Below are 25,510 nucleotides of genomic sequence, written 5' to 3'. Positions count from 1 at the left end.
GACCTGCGTCGTGACGCGGTGATCGAATATAACTGACGCCGTGCCTCTTTCGCCCTTTGCGGTGTCGCTGGGCGATCCCGCCGGGATCGGACCGGAAATCGTCGCCAAAAGCTGGGTCATGCGCGAAGCGCGCGGCCTGCCCCCTTTCTTTGCGGTGGGCGACGCCGCGTCGCTGCGCTCCGTCTGGCTTGGCCCCGTCGCGACCATCGCATCGCCGGAGGAAGCCGCGTCCGTTTTCGGCTCCGCCCTGCCCTGCCTCCAGGTCGCGGATGCGGGCGACATCGTGCCGGGCAAACCCAGCATCGATGGCGCACGCACCGCCTTTCAGGCGCTGGAGGTCGCGGTGGGCCTTGCCCGGTCCGGCTCGGCCGCCGGAATCGTGACCGCGCCGGTGGGCAAGGAACAGCTTTACGGCGTCGGCTTCACCCATCCGGGCCAGACGGAATTCGTCGCCGAACGGTGCGGCGTGTCGCCCCATAATGCGGTGATGATGCTCGCCGGACCTTCGCTGAAGGTCGTGCCGGTCACCATCCATATCGCCATCGCCGATGTGCCGTCCGTCCTCACCATCGACCTGATCCGCGCCCGCGCGCTGACCACGGCCAAGGGATTGCGGCGCAATTTCGGCATCGCCCGCCCCCGCCTCGCCGTCGCTGGCCTCAACCCCCATGCCGGGGAAAATGGCGCACTGGGTCGGGAAGAGATCGACGTCATCCGCCCCGCGATCGAACTGCTGCGCAATGACGGTCTGGACATTGTCGGCCCGCTCGCCGCCGACGGCATGTTCCACGCCCGCGCGCGCGAAACCTATGACGCGGCGCTGTGCATGTACCATGATCAGGCGCTGATCCCCATCAAGACGCTGAATTTCGACGATGGCGTCAACATCACGCTGGGCCTGCCGATCGTGCGCACATCGCCCGATCATGGCACCGCCTTTGGGATCGCGGGCACCGACAGCGCCAATCCCGGCGCCATGATCGCCGCGCTCAAGATGGCGGATCAGGCCGCCCGCGCCCGTGCCGCCCCCCAAATCTCTCATGGCTGACACCCGCCCCGCCCTCCCCCCGCTCAGGGACGTCATCGCGCGCCACGGCCTCGCCGCCAGCAAGGCGCTCGGCCAGAACATCCAGCTCGACGAACAGCTGCTGGATCGCATCGCCGCCGTCCCCGGCCCGCTGACGGACGCCCCGGCGTTCGAAGTCGGCCCCGGTCCCGGCGGCCTGACCCGCGCCATATTGCGCGCGGGCGCCCGGCTCGTCGCGGTGGAGCGCGACCGTCGCTGCCTCCCCGCACTGGCAGAGCTGGAGGAGGCCTTTCCCGGTCAGCTGCGCGTCATTTCCGGCGACGCGATGCAGGTCGACGCGCTGACGGAGGCGGGCGCGGGCGCACATATCATCGCCAACCTGCCCTATAATGTCGGTACGCCGCTGCTGGTCGGCTGGCTCTCGGCCGACTGGTCGCCGCTGCCATGGTGGTCCAGCCTGACGCTGATGTTCCAGATGGAAGTCGCCGAACGCATCGTCGCAAAGCCTGATACCGACCATTATGGGCGCTTGGCCGTCCTGTCCCAGTGGCGCAGCGACGCGCGCATCGCCATGAAGGTGCACCGCAGCGCCTTCACCCCGCCGCCCAAAGTCATGTCGGCCGTGGTCCACATCACGCCCAAAGCCGCACCCGAAGGCGTACAGCTCAAATTCCTCGAACGGCTGACCGCCGCCGCCTTTGGCCAGCGCCGCAAGATGCTGCGCCAAAGCCTCAAGGGGCTGCCCGGCGCGCTCGACGCGCTGGATCAACTGGGCATCGACCCGCAACGCCGCGCTGAAACGGTGAGCGTCGAAGAATTTGTCGCCGTCGCCCGGATATTGAGCATTTAATATATCCGCTCGCATCGCGCGCAGTCGAGAAACAGCCGGCACGCTGCTCCCGTATTTCGGCCACGCGCGATACGAACGGACCTTGATTGAGAAGGCATTGATCCCATGCCCCGCCTGATCCTGTTCAACAAACCCTATGACATGCTGTCGCAATTTACGGATCGCGGCACGGACACCGCCCGCGCCACCCTGTCGGACTGCATCGCCATCCCCGGCGTCTATCCCGCCGGGCGACTCGACCGCGACAGCGAAGGACTGCTGCTGCTGACGGACGACGGCCACCTGCAATCGCGCATCGCCGAACCGCGGCATAAAATGCCTAAAACCTATCTGGCGCAGGTGGAGGGCGATGTGTCGGACGAGGCGCTGGCCGCGCTGCGCAAGGGCGTGGAGCTGAAGGACGGCCTGACCCGCCCGGCGCAGGCACAGCGGATCGACGCCCCCGCCATCTGGCCCCGCAACCCGCCCATCCGCGTACGCAAAAGCATCCCGGACAGCTGGGTCAGCCTGACCATCACCGAAGGGCGCAACCGCCAGGTCCGCCGCATGACCGCCGCCGTCGGCCACCCGACGCTGCGCCTTGTGCGCTGGCGCATCGGCGACTGGACGCTGGACGGCCTGCAACCGGGCGAGTGGCGCGAAGTGCAGGTCGGCTGATCTCGAATAGCCATAACCTGCGTTCGCTTCGGGCGAAGTCGAAAAGCAGGTCATGCCCACCCGGCGTTTCTCGGCCTTCCTCGAAACGAACCGCTACGACGCGTTCAGTCTGCGCCTGAAGCCATCCCCCGCAACACCCGCTTGCCCTTGGTCCGGCTGGTCAGGTGGAATTGCCGGCACCGGTCACAGCGATAGGGGCGCAACGGCACATCGGCCGCCAATGCCACGACCAGCGCCGCCGCTTCGGACGCGAAGCGCGTCTTCTTCCGACAGATGCTGAGCCGCGTGCGCATGGATCAATCTTGAGGCCCATCTTCAGGATCAAAGCTGACGCTGCCTTCATTGTACAGCGTCACGATCAGGCTCACCGCCGCTTCCTTTTCCATCAAAACCGGATCGAGCGTCAGCACGTCCGCCGCGCACAGTTGCCGCGCCAGCAACGCCGCATCGCCATCGCAATCATGGGCCTGCCCGTCCACGAACAGCGTCACCGCGTCGCCGCCCTGCGCCACGAATGCAAAGCGACTGGCCGGATTGCGGCACAATGCCACGCCGTCCGCCACCAGTTCCCTTACATCCTCCGCCGCAATTTGTTCATCCGGCCGGAAATCCAGTTCCGGATATTTGCGCTCGCTATTATATGTCCCGAACCAGCGGGCAAAGGCCGCCGGATCGCCGACCGCGTCCATCACCATCGCCTGCAACCGCGCCAGCGCCGCCGCATCGATCTCGCCCGGATTGGCCTGCGCGCGCAGGTCCGGATCGGCATAGCGGTCATCCTCCACCATGTCGGTCACCATATGGGCGCAAAACTGTTCCACCAGTTCGCTGCGCGACGGCGCCCGGAACCCCACCGAATAGGTCATGCAATCGTCGCCGACCGCGATCCCGTCATGCGCCACGCCCGGCGGGACGTAGAGGATGTCGCCCGGTTCCAGCACCCATTCGTCCGTCACGTCGAACTGCGCCAACAGACGCAGATCCTCCTGCACCAACAACGGCGTATCCGCATCGCAATGCTGCCCCAAGCGCCAGCGCCGCCGCCCCAGCCCCTGAATCAGGAACACGTCATACTGGTCATAATGCGCGCCCACGCCGCCGCCGTCCGTGGCATAGCTGACCATCACATCGTCGATCCGCCAGTTGGGCACGAAACGGAACGGCGCGATCAGCGCCGCGACGCCGGGCACATGCATGTCCACAGCTTGCACCAGCAACGTCCATGGGGCCGCGCCCATCCGTGCAAAGCGATCTTCGGCCAGCGGCCCATGTTCGACGCTCCAGCGCCCGTCCGCCCGGCCGATCAGGCGGGATTCGACGCCTTCCTCGCATGCCAGCCCCGCCAGCTCATCCGGCTCGACCGGGTTGGCCCATGCCTGCCACGGATTGCGGATCAGCATCGGCTTCTTCTGCCAGTAATCGCGCAGGAACAGGTCGACGTCGAAGTCGGTGAAGGTCATGGAATATCTCGCACGGGTAACGGCACGCCCGATGCGCCCGCCTGTCGCCCTTGCAGCGCGCAGGCCAGGAAGTCAAAGCACGGCACCTCATTCCGTTCGGGCTAACGCGATTTCCAAGCGATCGGGATCGATCGCTGGTTAAGAAATCGCAGTAAACAAAGAAGTTAGAGCGGCGATCTGATCCAATCAGATCGAAAACTGCTCTAATCCCACCGAAGCCCCCTCTTCCCGCACCCTTACGCGCAGTAGCGCCCTTCGACCAGCGCAGGGCGAACGGGGTTCACTGAAATTGCGCCCGCACCATTCGGTGCGTGCGACCATCAGGCTTACTGTGTCTCGGTCGGCACCTTCTTGGCCGCGGGATCGGCTTCTTTCGCGGTGGTCATGGCCACGGCGGGCGGTCCCTTTTCGATCGCGGCGGCCAGCTTGCCCACCGGCGCACAATCGCCCTTGCACAGGGACTGCGCCTGCGCCAGCACATCCTTGGCCTTGGCCACGGCGCCCTTTTCGACCATCGCCTCGCCCTGCCCGGCCAGCGCGACGACATCGGTCGGGTCCAGCAGCAACGCTTCCTTGTACAGGCGGATCGCCTTGCCCTGAAGCCCCTGCGCGCGGGCGACTTCGGCCAGTTCGACAAAGGCGGCGCGATTGCGCGGATCGATCGCCAGCGCGCTTTCCAGCGCATCGGTCGCGCCTTCCAGATTACCGGCCTTGCGCGCGGTTTCCCCGGCCTGCTGCCATTCCACCGATTTCGGGCTGATCTGGCTGTCCGGCTTCTGGCTCAGCCCCACGCTCGACACGGTGGACAGCGCGGCGGCCAGGCCGATGGAAGCAGGGGTAAAACGCATCATAATCTCCAGCCATGTTTCAGGCGCTGATTCCGAACAAGTGTCGCTATTTTGCGGGCGCTTGTCCATCGTCTGTTTCACGCCCCCCGTCGCAGCCGCGCAAAGAAGAAACCATCGCTGCCGTCATGCCCCGGTGTCAACAACAGCCCCGCGCCATGCGCCCGCCCGACGGGCAGGTCCACCGGCTCGGCGCTCCAGCCGTCGTGACGGCGCAGAAACGCCTCCACCTGACCGCGTCCTTCCCGGTCCGTCAGCGCGCAGGTCGCATAGACCAGCAATCCGCCCGGCGCGACCGTCGGTGCCGCGAAATCCAGTATCCGCGCCTGCTCCCCCACCAGCCGGTCCAGCCGCGCCTGCGTCAGCCGCCACCGCGCTTCGGGATTGCGCCGCCATGTGCCCGTGCCCGAACAGGGCGCATCGACCAGCACGACGTCGGTCTGGCCGTTCAACGCCTCCAGCCCTCGCGCCTCATGGCTCTGGTCCAGCAGCAGCGTCTCGATGAAGGTCGCCCCGGCCCGCTGTGCCCGCGGCTCCAGCCGCGCCAGCCGCGACCGGATCGTGTCGGCAGCGATCAACGTCCCCCTGCCAGCCATCGCCGCAGCCAGCGCCAGCGTCTTGCCGCCCGCCCCCGCGCACAGGTCCAGCACCGTCATGCCCGGCTGCACGCCACAGGCGGCCGAAATCCACTGGCTGCCGGCATCCTGCACCTCGACCAGCCCGTCCTTCCAGGCGGTCTGCTGCTCGACCGGATAGCCCTCTGGCAGGCGCAACCCATCGGGCAGGCCCGCGATCGCCACGGCATCGCGCAGCATCGGCGCAACGCGGGCCGGATCCCCCTTGAGCCGATTGACCCGCAAATCCACCGGCGCGCGGCCCAGCAGCGCATCCTGCTCCACCGGCGCGGCCAGCAACGGCTGCAACCATCCCGGCACAGCCTCCGCTTGCGCGCCCGCCTCGCCCGGCTCGATCGGCAGCGGCGCATGCGCCGACCCGTCGAACAAGGCAGCGATCTCCGGCCGCTCCAGCGCGACGCCGATCATCGCGGCGCGCCCGGTTTCGGGCCGCTCGGCCGCCCTGCGGATCGCATCATAGACATGATCCCGCACGGCCCGCCGATCCCGCGACCCGGCATAGCGCCGTTCCTTGAAATAGCGCGCGATCAGCGTGTCGGCCGCTGGGCCGCCATCGCGCGCCGACGCGATGATCGCGTCCAGCAGGTCGATGGCGGCCTGAATACGGGCAGATGGTGTCATGCCATTCTTCCCCCCTCCTTTTTTACGGGAGGGGACGGGGGTGGGTGCGCCGCACATACGGCGCTTGCAACCTTTTTGAGGCGGTACGGCGCGCCAAAGCTCGCCACTCACCCCTAACCCCTCCCTTAAAAAGGAGGGGCGTTAACAACAGCTTTAACGCGTCGGATAATTGGGCGCTTCCCGCGTGATCGTCACGTCATGGACATGGCTTTCGGACAGGCCCGCATTGGTGATCTGCACGAAACGCGCGCGTTCCTGCAAATCCCTGATCGTGGCGCTGCCGGTATAGCCCATCGCGGCCTTCACGCCGCCGACCAGCTGATGGATGACATCCTTGGCCGGTCCCTTGAACGGCACCTGCCCTTCGATCCCTTCGGGCACCAGCTTCATCTGGTCCTTGATGTCCGCCTGGAAATAGCGGTCGGCGCTGCCGCGCGCCATCGCGCCGACGCTGCCCATGCCGCGATAGCTCTTATAGGCGCGGCCCTGATACAGGAACGTCTCGCCCGGCGCTTCGGCCGTCCCCGCCAGCAGCGACCCGACCATGACGCAGCCCGCGCCCGCCGCCAGCGCCTTTGCCACGTCGCCCGACGTGCGCAGGCCACCATCGGCGATCACCGGCACGCCATGCTTATGCGCTTCCTCGGCCGAATCCATGACGGCGGTCAGCTGCGGCACGCCCACGCCTGCAACCACGCGCGTGGTGCAGATCGAACCGGGGCCGATGCCCACCTTCACGCAGTCCGCACCCGCGCCGATCAGCGCCTTGGTCGCTTCGGCGGTCGCAACGTTACCCGCGACCACCTGCACATGGTTGGACAGCTTCTTCACCGCTTCCACGGCGACCGCCACCTGCCTGCTATGGCCATGGGCGGTGTCGATGACGATCAGGTCGCATTCCGCATCGATCAGCGCCTTGCTGCGCTCCAGCCCCTTGTCCCCGACGGTCGAGGCAGCGGCGACGCGCAGGCGGCCCGACGCATCCTTGGTTGCCTGCGGATAGGTGACGGCCTTTTCAATATCCTTGACGGTGATCAGGCCGACGCAATGATAGGCGTCGTCCACCACCAGCAGCTTTTCGATGCGGCGTGCGTGCAGCAGCCGGCGGGCTTCCTCCTGCCCCACGCCGGCCTTCACCGTTGCCAGATTTTCCTTCGTCATCAGCTCGCTGACCGGCTGCGCGGGATTTTCGGCAAAGCGCGTGTCGCGATGGGTCAGGATGCCGACCAGCTTGCCGCTGGCTTCCACGACCGGAATGCCGCTGATCTTGTGCCGCTGCATCAGCATCTGGGCGTCGGCCAGCGTGGCGGTGGGCAGGATGGTGATGGGGTTGACCACCATGCCGCTTTCGAAACGCTTGACCGCGCGCACCGCGTCCGCCTGTTCCTCGACCGTCAGGTTCCGGTGCAGCACGCCGATCCCGCCCAGCTGCGCCATCACGATCGCCATGTCGGCTTCCGTCACCGTATCCATGGCGGACGACAGGATCGGAATGTTCAGCTTGATCGCCTTGGTCACATGGGTCGACGTATCCGCCTGGCTGGGCAGCACATCGGATTCGGCGGGCTGCAACAGCACGTCGTCAAAGGTGAGGCCAAGGCGGATGTCCATGGAAAAAGCCACTTTCTTCTGTGCGAACCGGGCGAAGGCGGACCGGATCTCTGGGGGATTTGTGGCGGCCCATGTAACCACTCCGCCGCCAAACGGCCAGACCCTTTGCGGGATTTTATTGCGGGGGCGGTGGCGAAAGGGAAAACCACAGCCACCCCTTAAAACCCCACAATTTAATGAACGCATCGAATTTCGAATTTAACGGCATAAGAGGTAGAATACATGCCCCCAGAACTTCTAGAAAAGCTCAATCTCGAAACGCTTCGCTTCCCATTCTTTGTAGCGAAGGCCACTTTTAACATGCCTCCATTCCCACGCCCCATTGGTTGATCGCCCAAGCGCTACCGAAGCTGCAGCACTTGGGCTTTTAAAAGCGTAGCTTTTAGCGAAATAAAGCTGACCATCTGCATGTTCCACGATGACCCCTGATCGCCTTAGTTCGTCATATAGGTTTTTATATGAACCGGCATTCTACAATGGCCTTGCCTGAGACCCCACCAGAACTACAAACTCGCCATGCTCGTTAAGTATCGCGTTTGCGGTATATTCACCCCGCTTCAACTGAAGGACAAACCGGTCTGCATCAACGCTTGTTTCATTTGATTGTATCCGAGAATCCGAACTTATATCTTTAATTTCATCTGATCGTTGAGGCGTGCGGGTCCGTTTTATGAACATATCAACTCGAACCGCAGGTAAAACCACAAACAAATTTTCTAGAAAAACTTCCATCTTGGCGTTATCAGCTTCACTGAGTGACGGAAGAGCTGGGTTATTACCGTTTTCCAAAGGCACTCTACCAATATTTCTAGCTTCGGCAATCATTCTAGATTCCAGATAGCGAACATGAGCTTTATTAAGCTTATTCGCCGCCACCGTAACTAAAACAACGCTACTCCACCAATCCTTATTAACATCATGTGATCTTATTCGTGCCGCTATGTCTTCACCTTCACCAATATATGCCTGAGGCTCCCCATCGACCTCTCCGATCAATAGATAAACACCAGCATAACGAGATTCCGGCCTCGACAATGCGTCAGCCAATTGAATCCTTGGGACCATGAGCACATGACCAGTCCAATTATACAATTCAGCAGTTACCATGCCATCAGGATAACCATCAACGTAGAATAGTTCGAGCGACTGACCTCATTTCATCATAGCACCGTGACAGATTTCACCATTTACACATCAATTTTCTGCTATAGACTTTTCAAAGTCCATATGCCCAACTGTTAAATCAAGATTTTATCTAATCCGCAAAAAAGGGCGCAGCCACCGCCACGCCCTTCTTCATCTCGTCACCGGAGCCTCAGCCCGTCACACCGCCGGCGAAGGATCGCCGAACGGTCCCTTACGTTTGCGCGTCTTGGGGATGGAGCTGCCCGCCGCCGGAATGACCGAAGGTTTGATCGTTGTGCCATCGTCACGGGTGATCTCGCCCTTTTCCAGCAGCGTCTTGATCTCCTCGCCGCTCAGCGTTTCATATTCCAGCATCGCATTGGCCAGCAGGTGCAGCTGGTCCTCATGCCCCTTCAGCAGTTCCTGCGCGCGGGCATAGCCCTTTTCCACCAGCCCACGAATCTCCTTGTCGATCAGCTTGGCCGTCTCGTCCGACATATGCGTGCGCTGGCTCTGCGAATAGCCAAGGAAGGTTTCGCCCTGCTGCTCTTCATATTGCAGCGGACCCAGCTTGTCCGACATGCCCCATTGGGTCACCATGTCGCGCGCCAGCTTAGTGGCGTACTGAATGTCGCCCGAAGCACCCGACGACACCTTGTCGTATCCGAAGATGATTTCCTCGGCCACGCGCCCGCCCATGGCGACGGCCATGTTCGCATGCATCTTGTCGCGGTGATAGGAATAGCTGTCCCGTTCCGGCAGGCGCATCACCATGCCCAGCGCGCGACCGCGCGGAATGATCGTCGCCTTGTGGATCGGGTCGGACGCGGGTTCATGGACCGACACGATGGCATGGCCTGCCTCATGATAGGCGGTCATCTTCTTCTCATCGTCGGTCATGACCATGGATCGGCGCTCCGCACCCATCATCACCTTGTCCTTGGCCGATTCGAACTCGTCCATGGCGACCAGACGCTTGCCCCGCCGAGCCGCCGTCAAAGCGGCTTCGTTGACGAGGTTGGCGAGGTCCGCGCCGGAGAAACCCGGCGTACCGCGCGCAATGGTGCGCGGATTGACGTCGGGGGCCAGCGGCACCTTCTTCATGTGGACTGCCAATATCTTCTCGCGACCCTCGATGTCGGGGCGGGGCACCACGACCTGACGGTCGAAACGGCCCGGACGCAGCAGCGCGGGGTCCAGCACGTCGGGGCGGTTGGTCGCCGCGACGATGATGATGCCCTCATTCGCTTCAAAGCCGTCCATTTCGACCAGCAGCTGGTTCAGCGTCTGCTCGCGCTCGTCATTGCCGTTGCCAAGGCCCGCGCCACGATGACGACCGACCGCATCGATTTCGTCGATGAAGACGATGCAGGGCGCGTTCTTCTTCGCCTGTTCGAACATGTCGCGCACGCGGCTCGCGCCGACACCCACGAACATTTCCACGAAGTCCGAACCCGAAATGGTGAAGAAGGGCACGCCCGCCTCGCCCGCAATCGCGCGCGCCAGCAGCGTCTTGCCCGTACCCGGCGAACCGACCAGCAACGCGCCCTTGGGAATCTTGCCGCCCAGACGCGCGAACTTGCTGGGGTCTTTCAGGAACTCGACGATTTCCTGCAATTCTTCCCGCGCTTCGTCGATGCCCGCGACGTCGTCAAACGTCACCTTGCCATGTTTTTCGGTCAGCAGCTTGGCCTTGGACTTGCCAAAGCCCATCGCGCCGCCCGCGCCGCCGCCCTTCTGCATCTGGCGCAGAACGAAGAAAGCGATGCCCAGAATCAGGATGAACGGCAGCGACTGATAGACGAGGATCTGCCAGAAGCTCGGCTGGTCCTGCGCCTGCCCCGAATATTTGACGTTATAATCGTCCAGGAGGCCGGTCAGGCTGGGGTCGCTGACGGGAATGGTGGTGAATTTCTGCCCGCTCGACAAAGTGCCGCTGATCCGGTCGGGCGCGATCGCCACGTCCTTGACCTGCCCTTCCTGCACCTTGGATCGGAATTCCGAATAGGCGATGGCCGATCCCGAACCGGTCGCGGTCCGGCTGTCGAACAGCGACACGAACAGCAGCAGGGCAACGATTACCCCCGCCCAGATCATGGCGCTCTTGATCCACGGATTGCCTTGCGGGTCTTTTTCGTCGTTCATCATCACTCACTTTCACCCGCCAAGATAGGGAAGGCGCGCAAAAGCGCAAGCGGACGCAACATGCGCCCCATCTGCTATTTCACACGCATGCCGCCACCGGGCGCGCGGAATTTCAGGCGCCGCCAGCCAGCATCAGCGCGACATAGCCCAGCGCGATCGCCAGACCGGCGGACAGGCCGCACAACAGATAGCCCATATAGAGCAGCATCGGCGGATGCGGTCGCGCCAGCTTGCGATTGCGCTGCGCCGCCGAAAGGATGACGCTGGCCAACAGGCCATAGGTCAGTGCCGCAAACTCAACCATCACCAGATTCCCCGCTAGATTGCGCGAAGAATAAACGGACCAGCCATTAAAAAAAGGTCATTGCGGCGCATCAAAACGGCGAAGCGTTCGATGGATGCGTCCACCCGTGGAACCTTTCCGAAACGATATGTCTGCAAAACTCATCGGCGCGGTGGCGCGGGGTGCAGGGTCCAGTGCGAACCACCTTTGAGCAGCCAGTCGCCAAGGCTGGCCTGACGCCCGGCCGCCGCATCCACGATCGCCCGATCCAGCGTTTCGCCGCGCGGCGCAGGCGCGCCCGCCAGCGTCAGCATGTGCAGCACCAGTCGCCGCAGATATTCACGCGGCAGATCGCTGCGCTCCAGTCGCCATCCCGTGCCGTCCGCCCGCACATGCGCATCGGCCAGCACAGCGACGCTCCACCCGATCGCCGCCTCCGCCTCCGCCAGCGCCGCCGCGCTGCGCGCCGCCGCTGCAACGTCGATCCACGGTGCATCCGCCAGCGCCCTGCGCATCGCTGCCCGGTCATATCGCGGGTCGATATTCGACGGGTCATGGACATGGGGCAGCCCCTCCCCATCCACCAAAGCCTGCAAGTCCGCCTTGCGCTCGCCCAGCAGCGGGCGGATCACCACGCCGGTTCGCCCGCGCACCCCGGCAAGGCCGGCCACGCCCGATCCGCGGTTCAGCCGCATCATCATCGTTTCCAGCTGATCGTCGGCATGATGCGCGGTCATGATCCAGTCGATGCCCTGCGCCACGCGCCAGCCTTCGATCAGCCGGTATCGCATCGCGCGCGCCCATGCCGACACATTGCCGTCCACCGGCGCATCAGGCGTCAGGATGGCGTGCGGCACCCCCTGCCCCGCGCACCAGTCCGCCACCATCGCCGCCTCCTGCGCCGACGCGGCGCGCAGTCGATGATCGACCGTCACCGCCGCCACCCGCCCCGGAAAGGCGCGCGCGGCCAGATAAAGCAACGCCATGCTGTCCGGCCCGCCGGAAACCGCGACGCCGAAATGCGCCGCCGGATCATCCCCGACCAGCGCCTGCGTCGCGGCGATCACCCGCGCGGTCAGCCCCGCCAGCGCGGCGCTATCGCTGTTCAGCTGCACTTCGCCTTGGCGCGGCCCGCCGTCATCATGCCGCGCAGGCCATTGGACAGGCTTTCGCCATAAACCTGCTCCAGTTCCTGATAGACCTTGCACGCATCGGCGGGCTTTTTCAGCTGGATCAGCGCCTCACCCAGATAGGTCAGGCTGTCCGCGGCCCGGTCGCCCCGCGGCCGCTTCTGATAATTTTCATAGAAAGCGACCGACGCCAGCGCAGGCTTGCCATCGTCCAGATAGGCGCGGCCCAGCAAATTCTGCGCCTTGCTGGCGATCGGGCTGGTGCCATATTTCTCGACCGTGGCTTTCAGCTGCCCCTGCGCTTCGGGATAGAATTTCGCGTCCCACAGGCGGAAACCATAATTATAGGCGTCGCTGGCCGCGTCCCCCGTATCGGGGCGTTCGATCGCGGCCACCGCCGTCTTGCGACCTTCGCTCGCCACCGGGGCAGGCTTGGGCGCGGCGGGCTTGGGCTGCGCTGCGGCAGGCGCCGGCTCCGTCGCGACGGGCGTGGCCGGCCGCACCGTCGGCACCGCGACCGGCGCAGGTTCGGCCAGCCGCGCGTCGGTTTCCGCCTTATATTTGTTGAACGCTTCTTCCAGCTGGCGCAGCTTGTAACTGGTTTCCTCGACCTGCCCGGTGACGGATGCCAGCTGCGATTCCAGCGCGCCGACCCGTGCCGTCAGGTCGGCGATGGGCGTGGACGCGGGCGATCCGGGCGCGACCGTCGGGGTCGCGGGCCGGGTGATTTCCGCCTCCAGCGGTGTGCCTGCCGGAAACACCTTGCGCTGTACCGCGCGCATTTCCTTGTCCAGCCGGTCGACGCGCACCTCCACCGGCGCATTCTGCGCAGCGGCGGGGACGACGACGGCGGGTGCTGCGATGGCCAGAAAAACGGCCGATGTCGCAAAAAGGGCGTTACGCATGATGATCCCCGACTAATTCTGCTGGCTTAACCATAAGCCGTTATTTCCCGCCGTAAAGCGCGACATGGCCTGCCCTTCGCGCCCGCAGGCGCGCCGATGGCCAGCGCAGCCCGGTTGCTGGCGCGATCAGGGCTGACCCGCGCCGGAACCGGCTGATGCCGGCGCACCTGTCGGCGCGGGCGGCGGCGTGGCGGGCATGGAAATGCTGCCGATGGTGGCGGACGGCGTGCCCGTTCCGGCAGGAGCCGGGCGGCGCTGCGCCGGACGGGCGGCAGGCGTCGCGGCGGGGGCAGGCGTCGCCCCTTCCGGCGCAGCCGCACCCCGCGCCAGCAGCGCAGCAGCGCTGACCGGCACGTCGGCAATGGTGCGATCGGGCGCGCCCAGCGGCGCAACCGGTTTGCCGCCGACCGTGACGGTCAGCGCCTGCGGGCGGCCGGTCAGGATCATCGGCCCCTTGGCCTCGGCGGGCAGGGTAAAGCTGTCCCCCTTCTTCATCAGCCCGTCTTTCAGACGCTCGCCCGCTTCATCATAGATGCGCAGCCATACGTCGTCGATGGCAGTGAAGACCACGGGTTGCGCCGCAGGCGGCACCGGCGCGACACCGGCGGGCTGCGCGGCGGCGGGCTTCGCCTCGTCCTGCGCGATTTCCTCGGCCGTGGGCGGGGTCAGCAACTGCGTGCGCCAGATGGTGAAGCCCGCGATCAGCAGAACGACGATGACCGCCGCCGTCCATGCCAGCGTGCGCGAAGGCACCCGTGCCGGATCGACCGGCTCGAATGCTTCGTACCGGTTGGCGCCGATGTCGCTGTTGTTCACGCCATGGCGCACTTCGGCCGCGATGGTGACTTCGTCCAGATCGACCGCGCGGGCATAGGCGCGGGCAAAGCCCACCGCATAGGGAATTCCCGGCAGGGCGGCATAATCGTCCCGCTCCACCGCATCCAGCTGCCGAACGGCAATGCGGGTGCGGGTGGCGACATCCTGCAAGGACAGGCCCTGCGCTTCCCGCGCGGCGCGCAATTTCGCGCCGGGGGTGGACGGGTGCGTTTCCGGCGCGCCCATGGCGCCGGCTTCGGTTTCTGCTTCGTCTGCCATGCTGCTCCGCGACCTGTATTGGCGGCCTTGTCTCATTGCGGGACGGGCGTTGTCAACGCCGCATCCCGCCATTTCAGCCCAGTTCGATATTCCGTTCGACCGCCCATTGCGTCAGCCGCCCGCGAATGTCCACAACCCCGCCGTCCAGCATCTCGCGCATCAGCACGCGCAATGCTTCGGCGTCGGCGGCGCGGATCATCGCCTTGACCGGCCCGACCGATGCGGGCGTGATCGACAGGCGCCGGACGCCCAGGCCGATCAGCGCCATCGCCTCCAACGTACGCCCGCCCATTTCGCCGCACACGCCGACCGGCACCTGATGTTCGTTGCAGGTGCGCACCACCCGGTCCAGGAACCGCAATATGGCGATGCTCAGCCAGTCATAGCGTTCGGCCAGGCGCGGATGCGCCCGGTCCGCAGCGAACAGGAACTGCGTCAGGTCGTTGGTGCCGATCGACAGGAAATCCAGTTTCGGCAGCAACAGGTCCAGCACTTCGGCCAGCGCAGGCACTTCCAGCATCGCGCCATATTTGACCGCGATCGGCAGCTTCTTCTTCTGCGACACCAGCCATGCGCGCTGATGTTCCACCAGTGCGCGGGCCTGTTCATATTCCCACGGTTCCGACACCATCGGGAACATCACATGCAGCACCTTGCCCGCCGCCGCTTCCAGCAGCGCGCGCGCCTGCGCCTTCATCAATGCGTCGCGGCCCAGCGCCAGCCGGATCGCGCGCCATCCCATGGCGGGATTATCCTCATGCTCGTCATCGTCGCGCTGCATGTACGGCAACGCCTTGTCCCCGCCGATGTCGACCGTGCGGAAAATGACGGGCCTGTCCCCGGCCGCGTCCAGGACGTCCTTGTAAAGCCGCTGCTGCTTTTCGCGCTGCGGCAGGGTGGCCGACACCAGAAACTGGAACTCCGTGCGGAACAGGCCGATGCCGTCCGCCCCCACAAGGTCCAGCGCCTGCGCATCTTCCCGCAAACCGGCATTGACCATCAATTCGACCCGCTGCCCGTCGCTCGTCACCGACGGCAGGTCGCGCATGGCGATGAATTCGGCGCGCTTCTTCTGCGTGACGTGCAGCTTGGTCTCGAACGCCTCCTCCATGTCGGCGGTCGGCCGGATCAGCAGCGCGTTGGCGCCCACGTCCATCAGCAACAGGTCGCCTTCATTCACCAGATGGCGGATGTCGCGCACACGGCCCAGCACCGGCACGCCCATGGCGCGCGCGACGATGGTGACATGGGCGGTCAGCGATCCTTCTTCCAGAATGACGCCCTTCAACCGGCGGCGATCATATTCCAGCAGCTCTGCAGGGCCGAGGTTGCGCGCGATCAGGATCGCGTCCTGCCGCAAACCCATCTGCGCCGCCGTACCCAATTGCCCCGACACGATGCGCAGCAATCGGTTCGCCAGATCCTCCAGATCATGCATCCGGTCGGACAATAACGGATCGTCGATCTGCCGCATGCGCATGCGGGTACGCTGCTGCACCCGTTCGATCGCCGCTTCGGCGGTCAGGCCGCTGTCGATCGCCTCGTTGATCCGCCGCGTCCACCCTTCGTCATAGGCGAACATCTTATAGGTTTCCAGAACCTCCTGATGCTCGCCCTCCATGCCGAATTCGGCCGCGCCGGTCATCCGGTCGATCTGTTCGCGCATCTTGGCGAATGCCGACACGACGCGCTGGCGCTCCGCCTCCACATCTTCGGCGACCGTATGTTCGATATGGACGCGCGGCTGATGGAACACGACATGCCCGCGCGCCATCCCCATCACCAGCTGCAACCCATGCAGCATGGTCGTGCCGGTATCGGCCACCCGCGCGTCGACCGGACTGTCGTCGGCCAGTTCGGCATTGGCGATCAGTTCCGACAGCACCATGGCCACGGTCTGGAGCGCCTCTATCTCCACCTCGTCATATTTGCGCGGATCAGCATGCTGCACGCACAATACGCCGATGGCGCGCTCCCGCCGCACGATCGGCACGCCGGCAAAGCTGTGGAACAATTCTTCCCCGGTTTCGGGGCGATAGGAAAAATCGGGGTGCGACGCCGCCTCGTCCAGGTTCAGCGTCTCCACATTATTGGCGATCAGGCCGACCAGCCCTTCCCCCTTCGCCATGCGGGTGACATGCACCGCTTCCTGTTTCAGGCCGCGCGTCGCGAACAGTTCCAGCAACCCTTCGCGCACCAGATAGATGGAACAGACCTCGCTCGACAGCGATTCGCCGATAATCTCCACCACCTTGTTCAGCTTGGCCTGCGCGCTGTTGCGCGCGGCCATCACCTCCTGAAGGCGGATGAGGATCTGGCGGGCGGCGGCGGCGGGGGTGCTTGGCATTTCATTGCGCTATCAGATTGAAGCCCTGCTTTCCAAGGCGTTTCCTATGACTGCCACCGCAATATTGTTGAACAGAGCCTATTTGCATGGCGGGAACATCCGGTACAATCGTCCAGCAGGCTGGAACACCCCATGGGGGCGGCAGGGAGGAACATCGACCATGACGACGCAATTCGAACCCGAAGTCGAACAGGAACTGATCGATCGCGGCTATTCCCGCCGTCAGATGGCAAAGGTCGCGGCGCTGCTGGGCGCGGGCGCGGCGGCCGTGCACGTCACCGGCGCGGGCGCGCAGCAGGCGGCAAAGGCAAAGGCGGGCGCGGTGCTGATCGGCGCCAACGAATGCTGGACCGGTCCTTTCCCCATCGCGGCGGAGGCCGCCTTCAAACTGGTGAAGGAAGGCAATCGCTACGAACCGAACAATGAACATCAGAAACTGTTCGAAGCCGTCTCTGCTGTCGAAGGCATCCCGGCCGACCGCATCGTCGCATGGCCCGGCTCGTCCGATCCGCTGAGCCGCGTCGCCATCGCCTATGCCTCGCCCACGCGCGGCATCGTGACCGCCGACCCCACCTATGAAGCCATCTGGCGCACCGCCGACTGGCTGGGCGCCCCGGTCAAGAAAGTGCCGCTGACGAAGGATTACGCCCATGACGTAAAGGCGATGCTGGCGGCCGATCCCAATGCGGGCGTCTATTATATCTGTTCGCCCAACAACCCGACCGGCACCGTCACGCCCGTCGCCGACATCGAATGGCTGGCCAATAACAAGCCCAAGGACGCGATCCTGGTCGTGGACGAAGCCTATATCCACTGGGTCGATGGTCCCAACGCCGCGAAACTCGCCGCGACCCGCGACGATGTGCTGATCCTGCGCACCTTCTCGAAACTGTTCGGCATGGCGGGCATGCGCCTCGGCCTCACCTTCGCCTCGCCCAAGCTCATGGAAAAGATGATGCGTTACGACGGCATGCAGGTCACCTGGATGCTGCCGATGACCGCCGTCGCCTGCGGCACGGTATCGGTCGCGCAGGCCGACCTCATCAAGGCCCGCCGCGCCGAAATGAACGCCGCGCGCGAAAAGTCGGTCAGCCACCTCAAGGCCAAGGGGATCAAGGTCATCCCCGGCAGTCAGGCGAACATGTTCATGGTCGACTGGGGCAAGAAGACGGCGAAGGAAATGCAGACCGCACTGATGGACGCCAATGTGCAGATCGGCCGCAACTGGCCGATCTGGCCCAATGTCTCGCGCGTGTCGGTCGGCTCCATGGCCGAAATGGAGGCCTTCAACGCCGCAGTGGATAAGGTCTGGAAAGCGTAATTATCGAAGAACGGCACTAGCCCGGCCACCCAACGGCAGTATCATATGGGTGGCCGGGTGGCGGAGCGGGCCGGTACCGTGAAAAATAAACAGCAAAATTGCAGAAAAGAACGGCGGCGCATTGCGGAAATGCGCCGCCTTTTCGTTCCTACCCCATGTGATTGAAACGACTGATGCTGATCGCAGACAGGGGACGGACGACATGACCATGATGCTGAACAAGGATGCGCAGGAAGACCTGATCGAACGCGGCTATTCGCGCCGCCAGCTGGGCGAAGTCGCCGCGCTGCTGGGCGCGGGCACCGCCATGGCGCAGCAACAGGCCGCCCGCGCGGTCAAGGGCGCGGTGCGCATCGGCGCCAACGAATGCTGGACCGGCCCCTTCCCGTCGGGCGTTCAGGCCGCTGCCGAAGCCGCCTCGTTCGGCAACTGGTACGACCCGGACAATTATAAGGCCGACCTGATCAAGACCGTCGCCGCCGTGGAAGGCCTGCCCGAAGCGCAGGTCATGCCCTGGCCCGGTTCGGGCGGCCCGCTGGTCAGCATCGTTGCGGCCTATTGCTCGCCGACCAAGGGTCTGGTGACCGCCGATCCGACCTTCGAATCCGCATGGCGCACCGCCGATTACATGAAGGCCCCCATCGCCAAGGCGCCCCAGGCGATCGGCAAGGGTCATGACGTAAAGGCGATGCTGGCCGCCAATCCGAACGCTGGCCTCTACTACATCTGCACGCCCAACAACCCGACCGGCACCATCACGCCGCTGGCCGACATCAAGTGGCTGCTGGACAACAAGCCCGCCGACGCCATGCTGCTGGTGGACGAAGCCTATATCCACTTCTCGGAAGCGCCCAGCGCCGCTTCGCTGATCGGCAACCGCAAGGACATCATCGTCATGCGGACCTTCTCGAAGCTGTTCGGCATGGCGGGCGTCCGCCTTGGCCTCACCTTCGCCGATCCTGAAGTGCAGAAGCGCATTTCGCTCTTCGGCCCGTCGGCTGGCGGCCTTGCCATCACCGCCATGCATTGCGGCAATGCGGTCTATAAGGAAGCCGCGCTCATCAAGGCGCGCCGTGAAGAAATGATCGGCAACCGCGAAGAAACCATCGCATGGCTGACGAAGAAGGGCATCGAAGTGCAGCCCGGCAGCCAGGCGAACATGTTCATGGTGAACTGGAAGAAGCCGGCCAAGGAAATGCAGGCCGCCCTCATCGCCACGCCGGAAAAGGTGCAGATCGGCCGCAACTGGCCGATCTGGCCCAATGTCTCGCGCGTGACCGTCGGTTCCGCCGACGACATGGCCAAGTTCCGCGCCGCCGTGGACAAGGTCTACAAGGCCTAAAACCCATCGCCTCCCATGGCAAAGCAGAAAGGGCGTCCGGGCAACCGGGCGCCCTTTCCTGTTCTGCGAACAGCCAAGGCATAAGTAATCAGGCAACGCCCCATCCCCGTTCGCCCTGAGCCTGTCGAAGGGCCATATTTCCTGCTGTCAGGGCATGGACCACAACATCGCTCAGTCCGAAGAACCGTCAAGCTTAAGACATCTGGGCGATCCCGTAATCTCCGTTCGTTTCGAGCACAGTCGAGAAACGAGGCGGAGCTCAGCACATCGCAGCTGAACGCCAGCCCTGCGCCACCCGCTTCTCGACTGGGCTCGAAGCGAACGGATGAAGGGTACAGGCATCCAGCCACAACGCGCCCCCTTCCCCCGCATAATGGCTTGCCTCCACGCCCCGCCGCGCCTAGGGGGATCGGCAAGGTCTGGCGGTGCATGATGGCGCGCCGCCGCTCGATTCCAGGGAGTTTAGCGTCTCATGAAAGCCCGCATCTTCGTCACGCTCAAGGGCGGTGTTCTCGATCCGCAGGGTCGGGCGATCCAGCATGCGCTGGAAGGACTCGGCTTTGGCGGCGTCAACGACGTGCGCGCTGGCAAGCTCATCGAACTGGATCTGGCGGACGGCACCAGCGACGAAGACATCGACGCCATGTGCCGCAAGCTGCTGGCCAACACGGTGATCGAAAACTATCGCATCGAAAAGGTGGCCTGACCCATGAAGAGCGCCGTCATCGTCTTTCCGGGCAGCAATTGCGACCGCGACCTGGCGGTGGCGTTCGAGGCTACGACCGGTGCGAAGCCGACCATGATCTGGCATCGCGACACCGACCTGCCCGACGACATCGACCTGATCGGCGTACCGGGCGGCTTTTCCTATGGCGACTATCTGCGGTCCGGCGCCATGGCGGCCCGTTCGCCGGTGATGCAGGCCGTGGCAAAGGCCGCCGACCGCGGCGCCTTCGTCCTTGGCATCTGCAACGGTTTTCAGGTGCTGACCGAAAGCGGCCTGCTGCCCGGCGCGCTGCTGCGCAATGCCGGTGGCCATTTCGTGTGCCGCGACGTCGCCCTGACGGTCGAAAACGCCCAGAGCGCCTTCACCAGCCGCTATGACGCGGGCGAACGCATCAGCTACCCCGTCGCCCATCATGACGGCAATTATTTCGCCGACGACGCCACGCTGGACCGTCTGGAAGGCGAAGGCCGCGTCGCGCTGCGCTACGCTGAAAATGTGAACGGTTCCGCCCGCAACATCGCTGGCATCCTGAACGACGCGGGCAATGTGCTGGGCATGATGCCCCACCCCGAACGCGTGGTGGAGGCCGCCCATGGCGCCACCGACGGCCAGCGCCTGTTCCAGGGCATCGTCGAAGGACTGATGGCGCGGGCCTGACCCTCCACCCCATCGCCATAAAAAAGAGCGCCTCCCATCGGGACGGCGCTCTTTTTTTATGGCAATGACAGAATGCGTTCAGGCCGACTGACAAGCCGTTCCCCGACGCAGGCCGGAGGACGAGCTACATCTATCAAAGCCTCTCTCTTCCATTCGCACTGAGCGTGTCGAAGTGCCTTATTCTTCCCGGAAAGCGGACGCCTTCTACAGGCAAAGGCCGAACGGATGGCACAATTCTCCCCCTCACCCCGCGCGGTGATAGTCATAATCCACCGCGCGCCCCTGCTGTTTGGTCAGGATCGCGCCGATGATCGCGCCGCCGCTGCGCCGCAACCGTTCCACCGCCGTGCGCAGCCCGCCATGATGATTGCGGCCCCATTCGACCACCAGCAGGCTGGTCTGCGCCTTGGCCGCCAGCAACAATGTGTCGTTCAGGCCCAGCAGCGGCGGCGCATCGATCAGCACCGTGTCATATGCATCGCGCACCGACGCCAGCAGCCCGTCCAGCGCCGCCGTCGCCAGCAGTTCGGACGGATTGGGCGGCAATGTGCCGCACGGCAGCAACGACACGCCCGCAACGCCGGTTTCCATGATCACGTCCCGCGCACTGGCCTGTCCGGTCAGCACGTCGCTGATGCCGCGCTGGGGCGACAGGCGGAACAGGCGATGCTGCACCGGGCGACGCATGTCGCCGTCCACCACCAGCACCGATTTTCCCAGCCCCGCGAGCGCCAGCGCCAGCGCATTCAGGGTCAGCGACTTGCCCTCCCCTTCCTGCGCGCTCGTCAGCAATATCGATCGGGGCAGCCCGTCGGCCGACGCCAGCATCAGCGACGATGCGATCGGCGTGAAGATTTCGGGCGGCTGCGGATTGTCGCCCGTCACCGGCACCGCGCCCAGCATCGGCAGGCCCACGCGTTCGTCCAGCGTGTCGGCGGACGTCACAGCATCGTCGAACATGTGCCGCGCCGCCACCAGCAACAGGCCCAGCGCCAGCCCGCCCAGCGACGCCAGCATCAAAATCTGGCCGATGCGCGGTGAAAATGGCTTGGTCGGCACGGCGGCGCGGTCCAGCGGCTGGATGCGCCCGGCCTGAAACCCCGCCTGCGACGCCATGTCGCGATAACGCTGGAGCAGGCTGTCATGCAGCATGCGATAGGTATCGACTGACCGTTCCATGATCCCGGCCTGCACATCGCGGCCCTGTTCGATGCGCGCTTCTTCCTCCAGCTTCGCGATTTCCTTGGCGATCTGGTCCTCGCCACGCACCGCGACCCGATATTGTTCGTGCAGCGACGCGCGAATCGTGCCCGCCATCGCATCGGCCTGTTCATCCAGCGCCGCCAGCTTCGCCCGCGCCTCACGCATTTCGGGGTGCGCATCCTTACGCCATTGCCGTTCCTGCGCGACTGTCGCCCGCGCCTGCGCCCGATCGGCCATGATCTGCTGCATCGCGCCGTTGCTCAGCACTTCGGGCAGCGTGTCGGCGCTGGTGCTGCGCGCGCTTTCCCACCGCTTCTGCGCCGCGATCCGATCGGCCGAAGCCTGCGCGCGATAGGCGCTCAGCTGCGCCAGCCGCGCCTGCACCGATCCTTCGGGCGCCATCGGCTTCACCGGCTTCGCGGCCTTGTCCGGCGCGTCGTCCCCTTCGCCCGTGGGCGCCGGCGCACCGCTGCGCGCGACATAGACCGCCAGATCGCGCTCCGCCCGCGCCAGATCCTTGCGCGCACCGTCCAGCTCACCCAGCAGGAACCGACGCGCCTGCACGCCCGATTCGAAACCGCGCTTCAAATCCGCGCGGATCAGGCTGTCGGCATAGCTGTTGGCGACCCGCGCCGACAGCACCGGATCGGCGCTGACGAAACTGATGCGCAACACCCGCGACTTGCCGGGCAGCGTCACCTCCAGATTGTCGCGCAGCAAGCGCACGACCATATCCTGTTCCACCTGCCGCTGCGACAGTGTGCCCACGCCCTCCACCGGCCGGGTTTCGCCCATCCCCTTGAAGAAGGTCGGCGTGCCCACCAGCGCCAGTTCGCGCGCGACCTCTTCGGCCAGCGCGCGGCTGCGCAACACTTCCAGTTCGGTCTGCATCACCGTTTCGGTGTCGTTCGCGCCGGTGGTGCGCTGCGCCGCGGCCGATCCGGCGGCGCCCGCGGGCACATCCTCCACCTCCACCGATGCGGTGGCGCGATAATCGGGGGTCGAGGTCAATATGATCACCGCCCCCGCCAGCAGCGACAGCGCCATGGTGACGAACAGGATGACGCGATGCCGCCTCAGCACCAGCCAGCCATGATGCGCGGCGGCGGAAAGCCGCGCGCTCACGCCATTTTCCGACGCATCCGCCGTGTCCCGCATGGGGATGGAAGCCTGCGCCATCATCGTCCTCCATCCAGCGCGATGAAACCGGTCGCCAGCGCCGGAATGGCCAGCAGACTGCCTCCCAATATCGCCTTGGCGCGCGACAGGCCAATGATGACCCGGTCGCCCGGCAGGATTTCGGGATCGGGGGCCTGCCCCTTGCGAATGGCGGTCAGGTCGAACATCGCCGCCTGCCGCTGTCCGTCCAGCTGCCGCACGACGACCACCTGATCAAGGCCCGCCAGCCGCGTCGGCCCCTTGGCCAGCGCGACCGCCTGCAACAATGTCAGCCGCCCTTCGACCGGGTACAGCCCCGGTTCGCGCACTTCGCCGTCCAGCGTCACGCGACGTCCCACCGCCTTCTTCACGAACAAGGTCACCTGCGGCGACACCAGATAACGTTCGCCCAGCCGCCCGGCGATGACGTCGCTCGCCTCGCCGGCGGTCAGCCCCGCGACCGACACATCGCCGATCAGCGGCATGCGGACCATGCCTGCGGCGGTCACCTGCGCATCTTCCTGCGACAGGCCCGGCTCATGATAGATCTGGATGCGCAGCACATCGTCGGGCGCGATGCGATAATCCATGCCCACGGCGGGCGGCGCGGGGATCATGGCATAGGCCTCTTCCCCGCGCGGCGCCTGTTCCACCGTCGTGCAACCGCCGATCAGGCCGCCCGTGGCCAGCGCCGCCAGGGATGCTAAAATGCTGTTTTTGCGCCTCATCCGCGCTTATGCCCCGTTCTGACCCAGTCGTGGCCGAGGGTTAACGGGGCGACACGGCAATGACAACCGCAGTTGGGGCGGACCGATCCGCCCCCACAGGCCTCACGGCGCGACGCGCAGAGCCTTTGCCTAGAGCGCGACGCGCTCTGGTGCAGGCTGCGCCACGCGGCGCGGCTGATCGGGCCAGATTCCCCGCGTGTCGTAAACAGCCTTGCCGGCGCGTTCATCGACGGGGACGGATTTGAACATGTCATGATCCACAAGAATGATGAACACGCCACATTGTTCCAGTGCCGTATCGAGATCGATCAATTCGGCGCCCGTTCCGACAAATTCCATCGGCAGGTCGCGGGCATAGGGTTCGACCAGCTTGATCCGCCGACCGTAACGCCGCGCCAGCCGCGCCGCGACCTTCACCGCCGGGCTTTCACGGAAATCGTCGATATTCGCTTTGAACGCCAGGCCCAGGCACGCAATATCCTCACCCCCGAACGCGTCGATCATGTCCGACGCCTTCGCCACGACATAGTCGGTCTTGCCGTCATTCACTTCGCGCGCGGTGCGGATGATGCGGGCATTTTCAGGGTCGCCATGGACGATGAACCACGGGTCGACCGCGATGCAATGGCCGCCGACACCGGGACCGGGCGACAGGATGTTGACGCGCGGATGCCGGTTGGCAAGGCGGATCACTTCCCAAACATCGATGTCCATATTCTCCGCGATCACGGACAATTCATTGGCAAAGGCGATGTTGACATCGCGGAAGCTGTTTTCGACCAGCTTCACCATTTCTGCGGCCCGCGCGGTGGTGGTGATGCACGCCCCGCGCACGAACTGGCGATAGAAACCCAGCGCCTTGCGCGCGCAGCGCGGCGTGATGCCGCCGATGCAGCGATCATTGTCGATCAGCTCGACCAATATGCGCCCCGGCAAAACCCGTTCCGGGCAATAGGCGATGGCGATGTCGCCCGCCCCGCCCCCGTTCACGCCCGTCCCCGGCATCTTCAGGTCGGGCCGGATGGAACCGATCACGTCGCGCATCGCCTCGGTCGTACCGACGGGCGACGTGGATTCCAGGATGACGGTATCCCCAGCCTTCAGCACCGGTGCGATGGTCCTGGCGGCTTTCAGGACATAGCTGATGTCCGGCGCGCGATCCTCCGCCACCGGGGTCGGCACCGCGATGATGAAAACGTCGCTTTCCTCAACCTCAAGCGATGCGCGCAGACTGCCCCGCGCCACCACGCCCTGCACCAGCCCGTCCAGATCGACTTCCTCGATATGCACGCGGCCCGAATTGACCGTCTCCACGACATGGGCGCTGACGTCGATCCCGACCACCTGCGCCCCCCCCCGCGCAATCAGCGCAGCGGTAGGCAGGCCGATATAGCCAAGGCCGATGACGGAAACCTTCTGCTTGGCGTCGACGGGCATGGGTGCAGCAATCCTTCAGTCGGTGAATTTCCCCGCGTTCCTGCCCGAAAATGCTGAAGATTTCGGTAACGCTGCCAGGGATTTGGCTGAACGCCTCGCGCACTCTTTCGCTTCGCGCGCATTCGGGAAGCAGCCAGCGCAGGGGAGGCATGACCGGGATGGGTGGTTTGCGGACGGTCTGTTTACCGATCGAGAAGCGCA

Annotated in this window: 22 protein-coding genes and 1 pseudogene; 7 read left to right on the top strand and 16 right to left on the bottom strand. The window is 64.8% G+C overall.

The genetic code is table 11. The features are described 5' to 3' along the window. The first annotated feature begins 40 nt into the window (after positions 1-40). The 3 genes from pdxA (at position 41) to ACOJSJ_RS17780 (ending at position 2,534) form a co-directional block, all read left to right on the top strand. On the top strand, positions 41-1,048 hold the full coding sequence (gene pdxA / locus ACOJSJ_RS17790) for a 4-hydroxythreonine-4-phosphate dehydrogenase PdxA (RefSeq protein WP_420146282.1): 1,008 nt from the start codon (positions 41-43) through the stop codon (positions 1,046-1,048). Next, positions 1,041-1,877, top strand: a complete 837-nt coding sequence (gene rsmA, locus ACOJSJ_RS17785) for a 16S rRNA (adenine(1518)-N(6)/adenine(1519)-N(6))-dimethyltransferase RsmA (RefSeq protein ID WP_420146281.1) — start codon at positions 1,041-1,043, stop codon at positions 1,875-1,877. Before pdxA ends, rsmA begins: the two co-directional genes overlap by 8 nt. Positions 1,878-1,982: 105 nt before the next feature. Next, on the top strand, positions 1,983-2,534 hold the full coding sequence (locus ACOJSJ_RS17780) for a pseudouridine synthase (protein ID WP_420146280.1): 552 nt from the start codon (positions 1,983-1,985) through the stop codon (positions 2,532-2,534). A gap of 104 nt (positions 2,535-2,638) precedes the next feature. Here the strand turns inward: ACOJSJ_RS17780 and ACOJSJ_RS17775 are convergent, their stop codons facing one another. The 13 genes and pseudogenes from ACOJSJ_RS17775 to ptsP form a co-directional block, all read right to left on the bottom strand. After that, positions 2,639-2,827 (bottom strand): hypothetical protein, encoded by a 189-nt coding sequence (locus ACOJSJ_RS17775; protein WP_420146279.1) that lies wholly within the window; start codon positions 2,825-2,827, stop codon positions 2,639-2,641. A gap of 3 nt (positions 2,828-2,830) precedes the next feature. Next, on the bottom strand, positions 2,831-3,994 hold the full coding sequence (locus ACOJSJ_RS17770) for a JmjC domain-containing protein (RefSeq protein WP_420146278.1): 1,164 nt from the start codon (positions 3,992-3,994) through the stop codon (positions 2,831-2,833). A gap of 326 nt (positions 3,995-4,320) precedes the next feature. Then, on the bottom strand, positions 4,321-4,842 hold the full coding sequence (locus ACOJSJ_RS17765) for a tetratricopeptide repeat protein (protein ID WP_420146290.1): 522 nt from the start codon (positions 4,840-4,842) through the stop codon (positions 4,321-4,323). Between the two features lie 77 nt (positions 4,843-4,919). Further along, positions 4,920-6,095, bottom strand: coding sequence for an RsmB/NOP family class I SAM-dependent RNA methyltransferase (locus ACOJSJ_RS17760; protein ID WP_420146277.1), 1,176 nt, complete (start codon positions 6,093-6,095; stop codon positions 4,920-4,922). 153 nt (positions 6,096-6,248) lie between these two features. After that, the gene (gene guaB / locus ACOJSJ_RS17755; RefSeq protein WP_420146289.1) at positions 6,249-7,706 is read right to left on the bottom strand and encodes an IMP dehydrogenase; all 1,458 of its coding nucleotides are present in this window, start codon (positions 7,704-7,706) and stop codon (positions 6,249-6,251) included. A gap of 237 nt (positions 7,707-7,943) precedes the next feature. Continuing rightward, positions 7,944-8,135, bottom strand: a pseudogene (locus tag ACOJSJ_RS17750) (DUF4357 domain-containing protein); the annotation flags it as partial. 42 nt (positions 8,136-8,177) lie between these two features. Then, positions 8,178-8,813: a GIY-YIG nuclease family protein gene (locus ACOJSJ_RS17745; protein ID WP_420146276.1), complete on the bottom strand. Its 636-nt coding sequence runs from the start codon at positions 8,811-8,813 to the stop codon at positions 8,178-8,180. A 216-nt stretch (positions 8,814-9,029) separates the two neighbouring features. Beyond that, positions 9,030-10,976, bottom strand: coding sequence for an ATP-dependent zinc metalloprotease FtsH (ftsH, locus tag ACOJSJ_RS17740; RefSeq protein WP_420146288.1), 1,947 nt, complete (start codon positions 10,974-10,976; stop codon positions 9,030-9,032). Positions 10,977-11,088: 112 nt separating this feature from the next. Beyond that, entirely contained in the window at positions 11,089-11,280 is a 192-nt protein-coding gene (locus ACOJSJ_RS17735; RefSeq protein WP_420146287.1) for a hypothetical protein, read from the bottom strand. A 140-nt stretch (positions 11,281-11,420) separates the two neighbouring features. Next, positions 11,421-12,374: a tRNA lysidine(34) synthetase TilS gene (gene tilS / locus ACOJSJ_RS17730; protein ID WP_420146275.1), complete on the bottom strand. Its 954-nt coding sequence runs from the start codon at positions 12,372-12,374 to the stop codon at positions 11,421-11,423. Further along, positions 12,365-13,294, bottom strand: coding sequence for a tetratricopeptide repeat protein (locus tag ACOJSJ_RS17725; RefSeq protein WP_420146274.1), 930 nt, complete (start codon positions 13,292-13,294; stop codon positions 12,365-12,367). The genes tilS and ACOJSJ_RS17725 overlap by 10 nt, the downstream gene beginning before the upstream one ends. A 126-nt stretch (positions 13,295-13,420) precedes the next feature. Next, a complete protein-coding gene (locus ACOJSJ_RS17720; RefSeq protein WP_420146273.1) occupies positions 13,421-14,389 on the bottom strand; it encodes a helix-turn-helix domain-containing protein in 969 nt (322 codons plus the stop codon). Positions 14,390-14,462: 73 nt separating this feature from the next. Further along, positions 14,463-16,736, bottom strand: coding sequence for a phosphoenolpyruvate--protein phosphotransferase (ptsP, locus tag ACOJSJ_RS17715; RefSeq protein WP_420146272.1), 2,274 nt, complete (start codon positions 16,734-16,736; stop codon positions 14,463-14,465). A 160-nt stretch (positions 16,737-16,896) separates the two neighbouring features. Between ptsP and ACOJSJ_RS17710 the strand changes: the two genes are divergently transcribed. From ACOJSJ_RS17710 to purQ, 4 genes are all read left to right on the top strand, one after another. Beyond that, on the top strand, positions 16,897-18,057 hold the full coding sequence (locus tag ACOJSJ_RS17710) for a pyridoxal phosphate-dependent aminotransferase (protein ID WP_420146271.1): 1,161 nt from the start codon (positions 16,897-16,899) through the stop codon (positions 18,055-18,057). 202 nt (positions 18,058-18,259) lie between these two features. Next, positions 18,260-19,399: a pyridoxal phosphate-dependent aminotransferase gene (locus ACOJSJ_RS17705; RefSeq protein ID WP_420146270.1), complete on the top strand. Its 1,140-nt coding sequence runs from the start codon at positions 18,260-18,262 to the stop codon at positions 19,397-19,399. 472 nt (positions 19,400-19,871) lie between these two features. Beyond that, on the top strand, positions 19,872-20,105 hold the full coding sequence (purS, locus tag ACOJSJ_RS17700; protein ID WP_420146269.1) for a phosphoribosylformylglycinamidine synthase subunit PurS: 234 nt from the start codon (positions 19,872-19,874) through the stop codon (positions 20,103-20,105). A 3-nt stretch (positions 20,106-20,108) separates the two neighbouring features. Beyond that, complete coding sequence (purQ, locus tag ACOJSJ_RS17695) at positions 20,109-20,783, top strand: phosphoribosylformylglycinamidine synthase subunit PurQ (RefSeq protein WP_420146268.1); 675 nt, start codon at positions 20,109-20,111, stop codon at positions 20,781-20,783. Positions 20,784-21,026: 243 nt separating this feature from the next. Here purQ and ACOJSJ_RS17690 read toward each other — a convergent pair whose 3' ends face one another. The 3 genes from ACOJSJ_RS17690 to wecC form a co-directional block, all read right to left on the bottom strand. After that, positions 21,027-23,168 carry a GumC family protein gene (locus ACOJSJ_RS17690; protein WP_420146267.1) on the bottom strand — a complete coding sequence of 714 codons (2,142 nt, stop codon included), beginning with the start codon at positions 23,166-23,168 and terminating at the stop codon, positions 21,027-21,029. After that, positions 23,165-23,872 (bottom strand): polysaccharide biosynthesis/export family protein, encoded by a 708-nt coding sequence (locus ACOJSJ_RS17685; protein WP_420146266.1) that lies wholly within the window; start codon positions 23,870-23,872, stop codon positions 23,165-23,167. The genes ACOJSJ_RS17690 and ACOJSJ_RS17685 overlap by 4 nt, the downstream gene beginning before the upstream one ends. 129 nt (positions 23,873-24,001) lie before the next feature. Then, positions 24,002-25,309, bottom strand: coding sequence for a UDP-N-acetyl-D-mannosamine dehydrogenase (wecC, locus tag ACOJSJ_RS17680; RefSeq protein ID WP_420146265.1), 1,308 nt, complete (start codon positions 25,307-25,309; stop codon positions 24,002-24,004). Positions 25,310-25,510 lie beyond the last annotated feature (201 nt).

This window comes from Sphingobium sp. (assembly GCF_048594625.1).
Lineage (GTDB): Bacteria > Pseudomonadota > Alphaproteobacteria > Sphingomonadales > Sphingomonadaceae > Sphingobium.
Note: the sequence above shows the minus strand (reverse complement) of the source record. Positions and strands in the feature narration are given on the sequence as shown.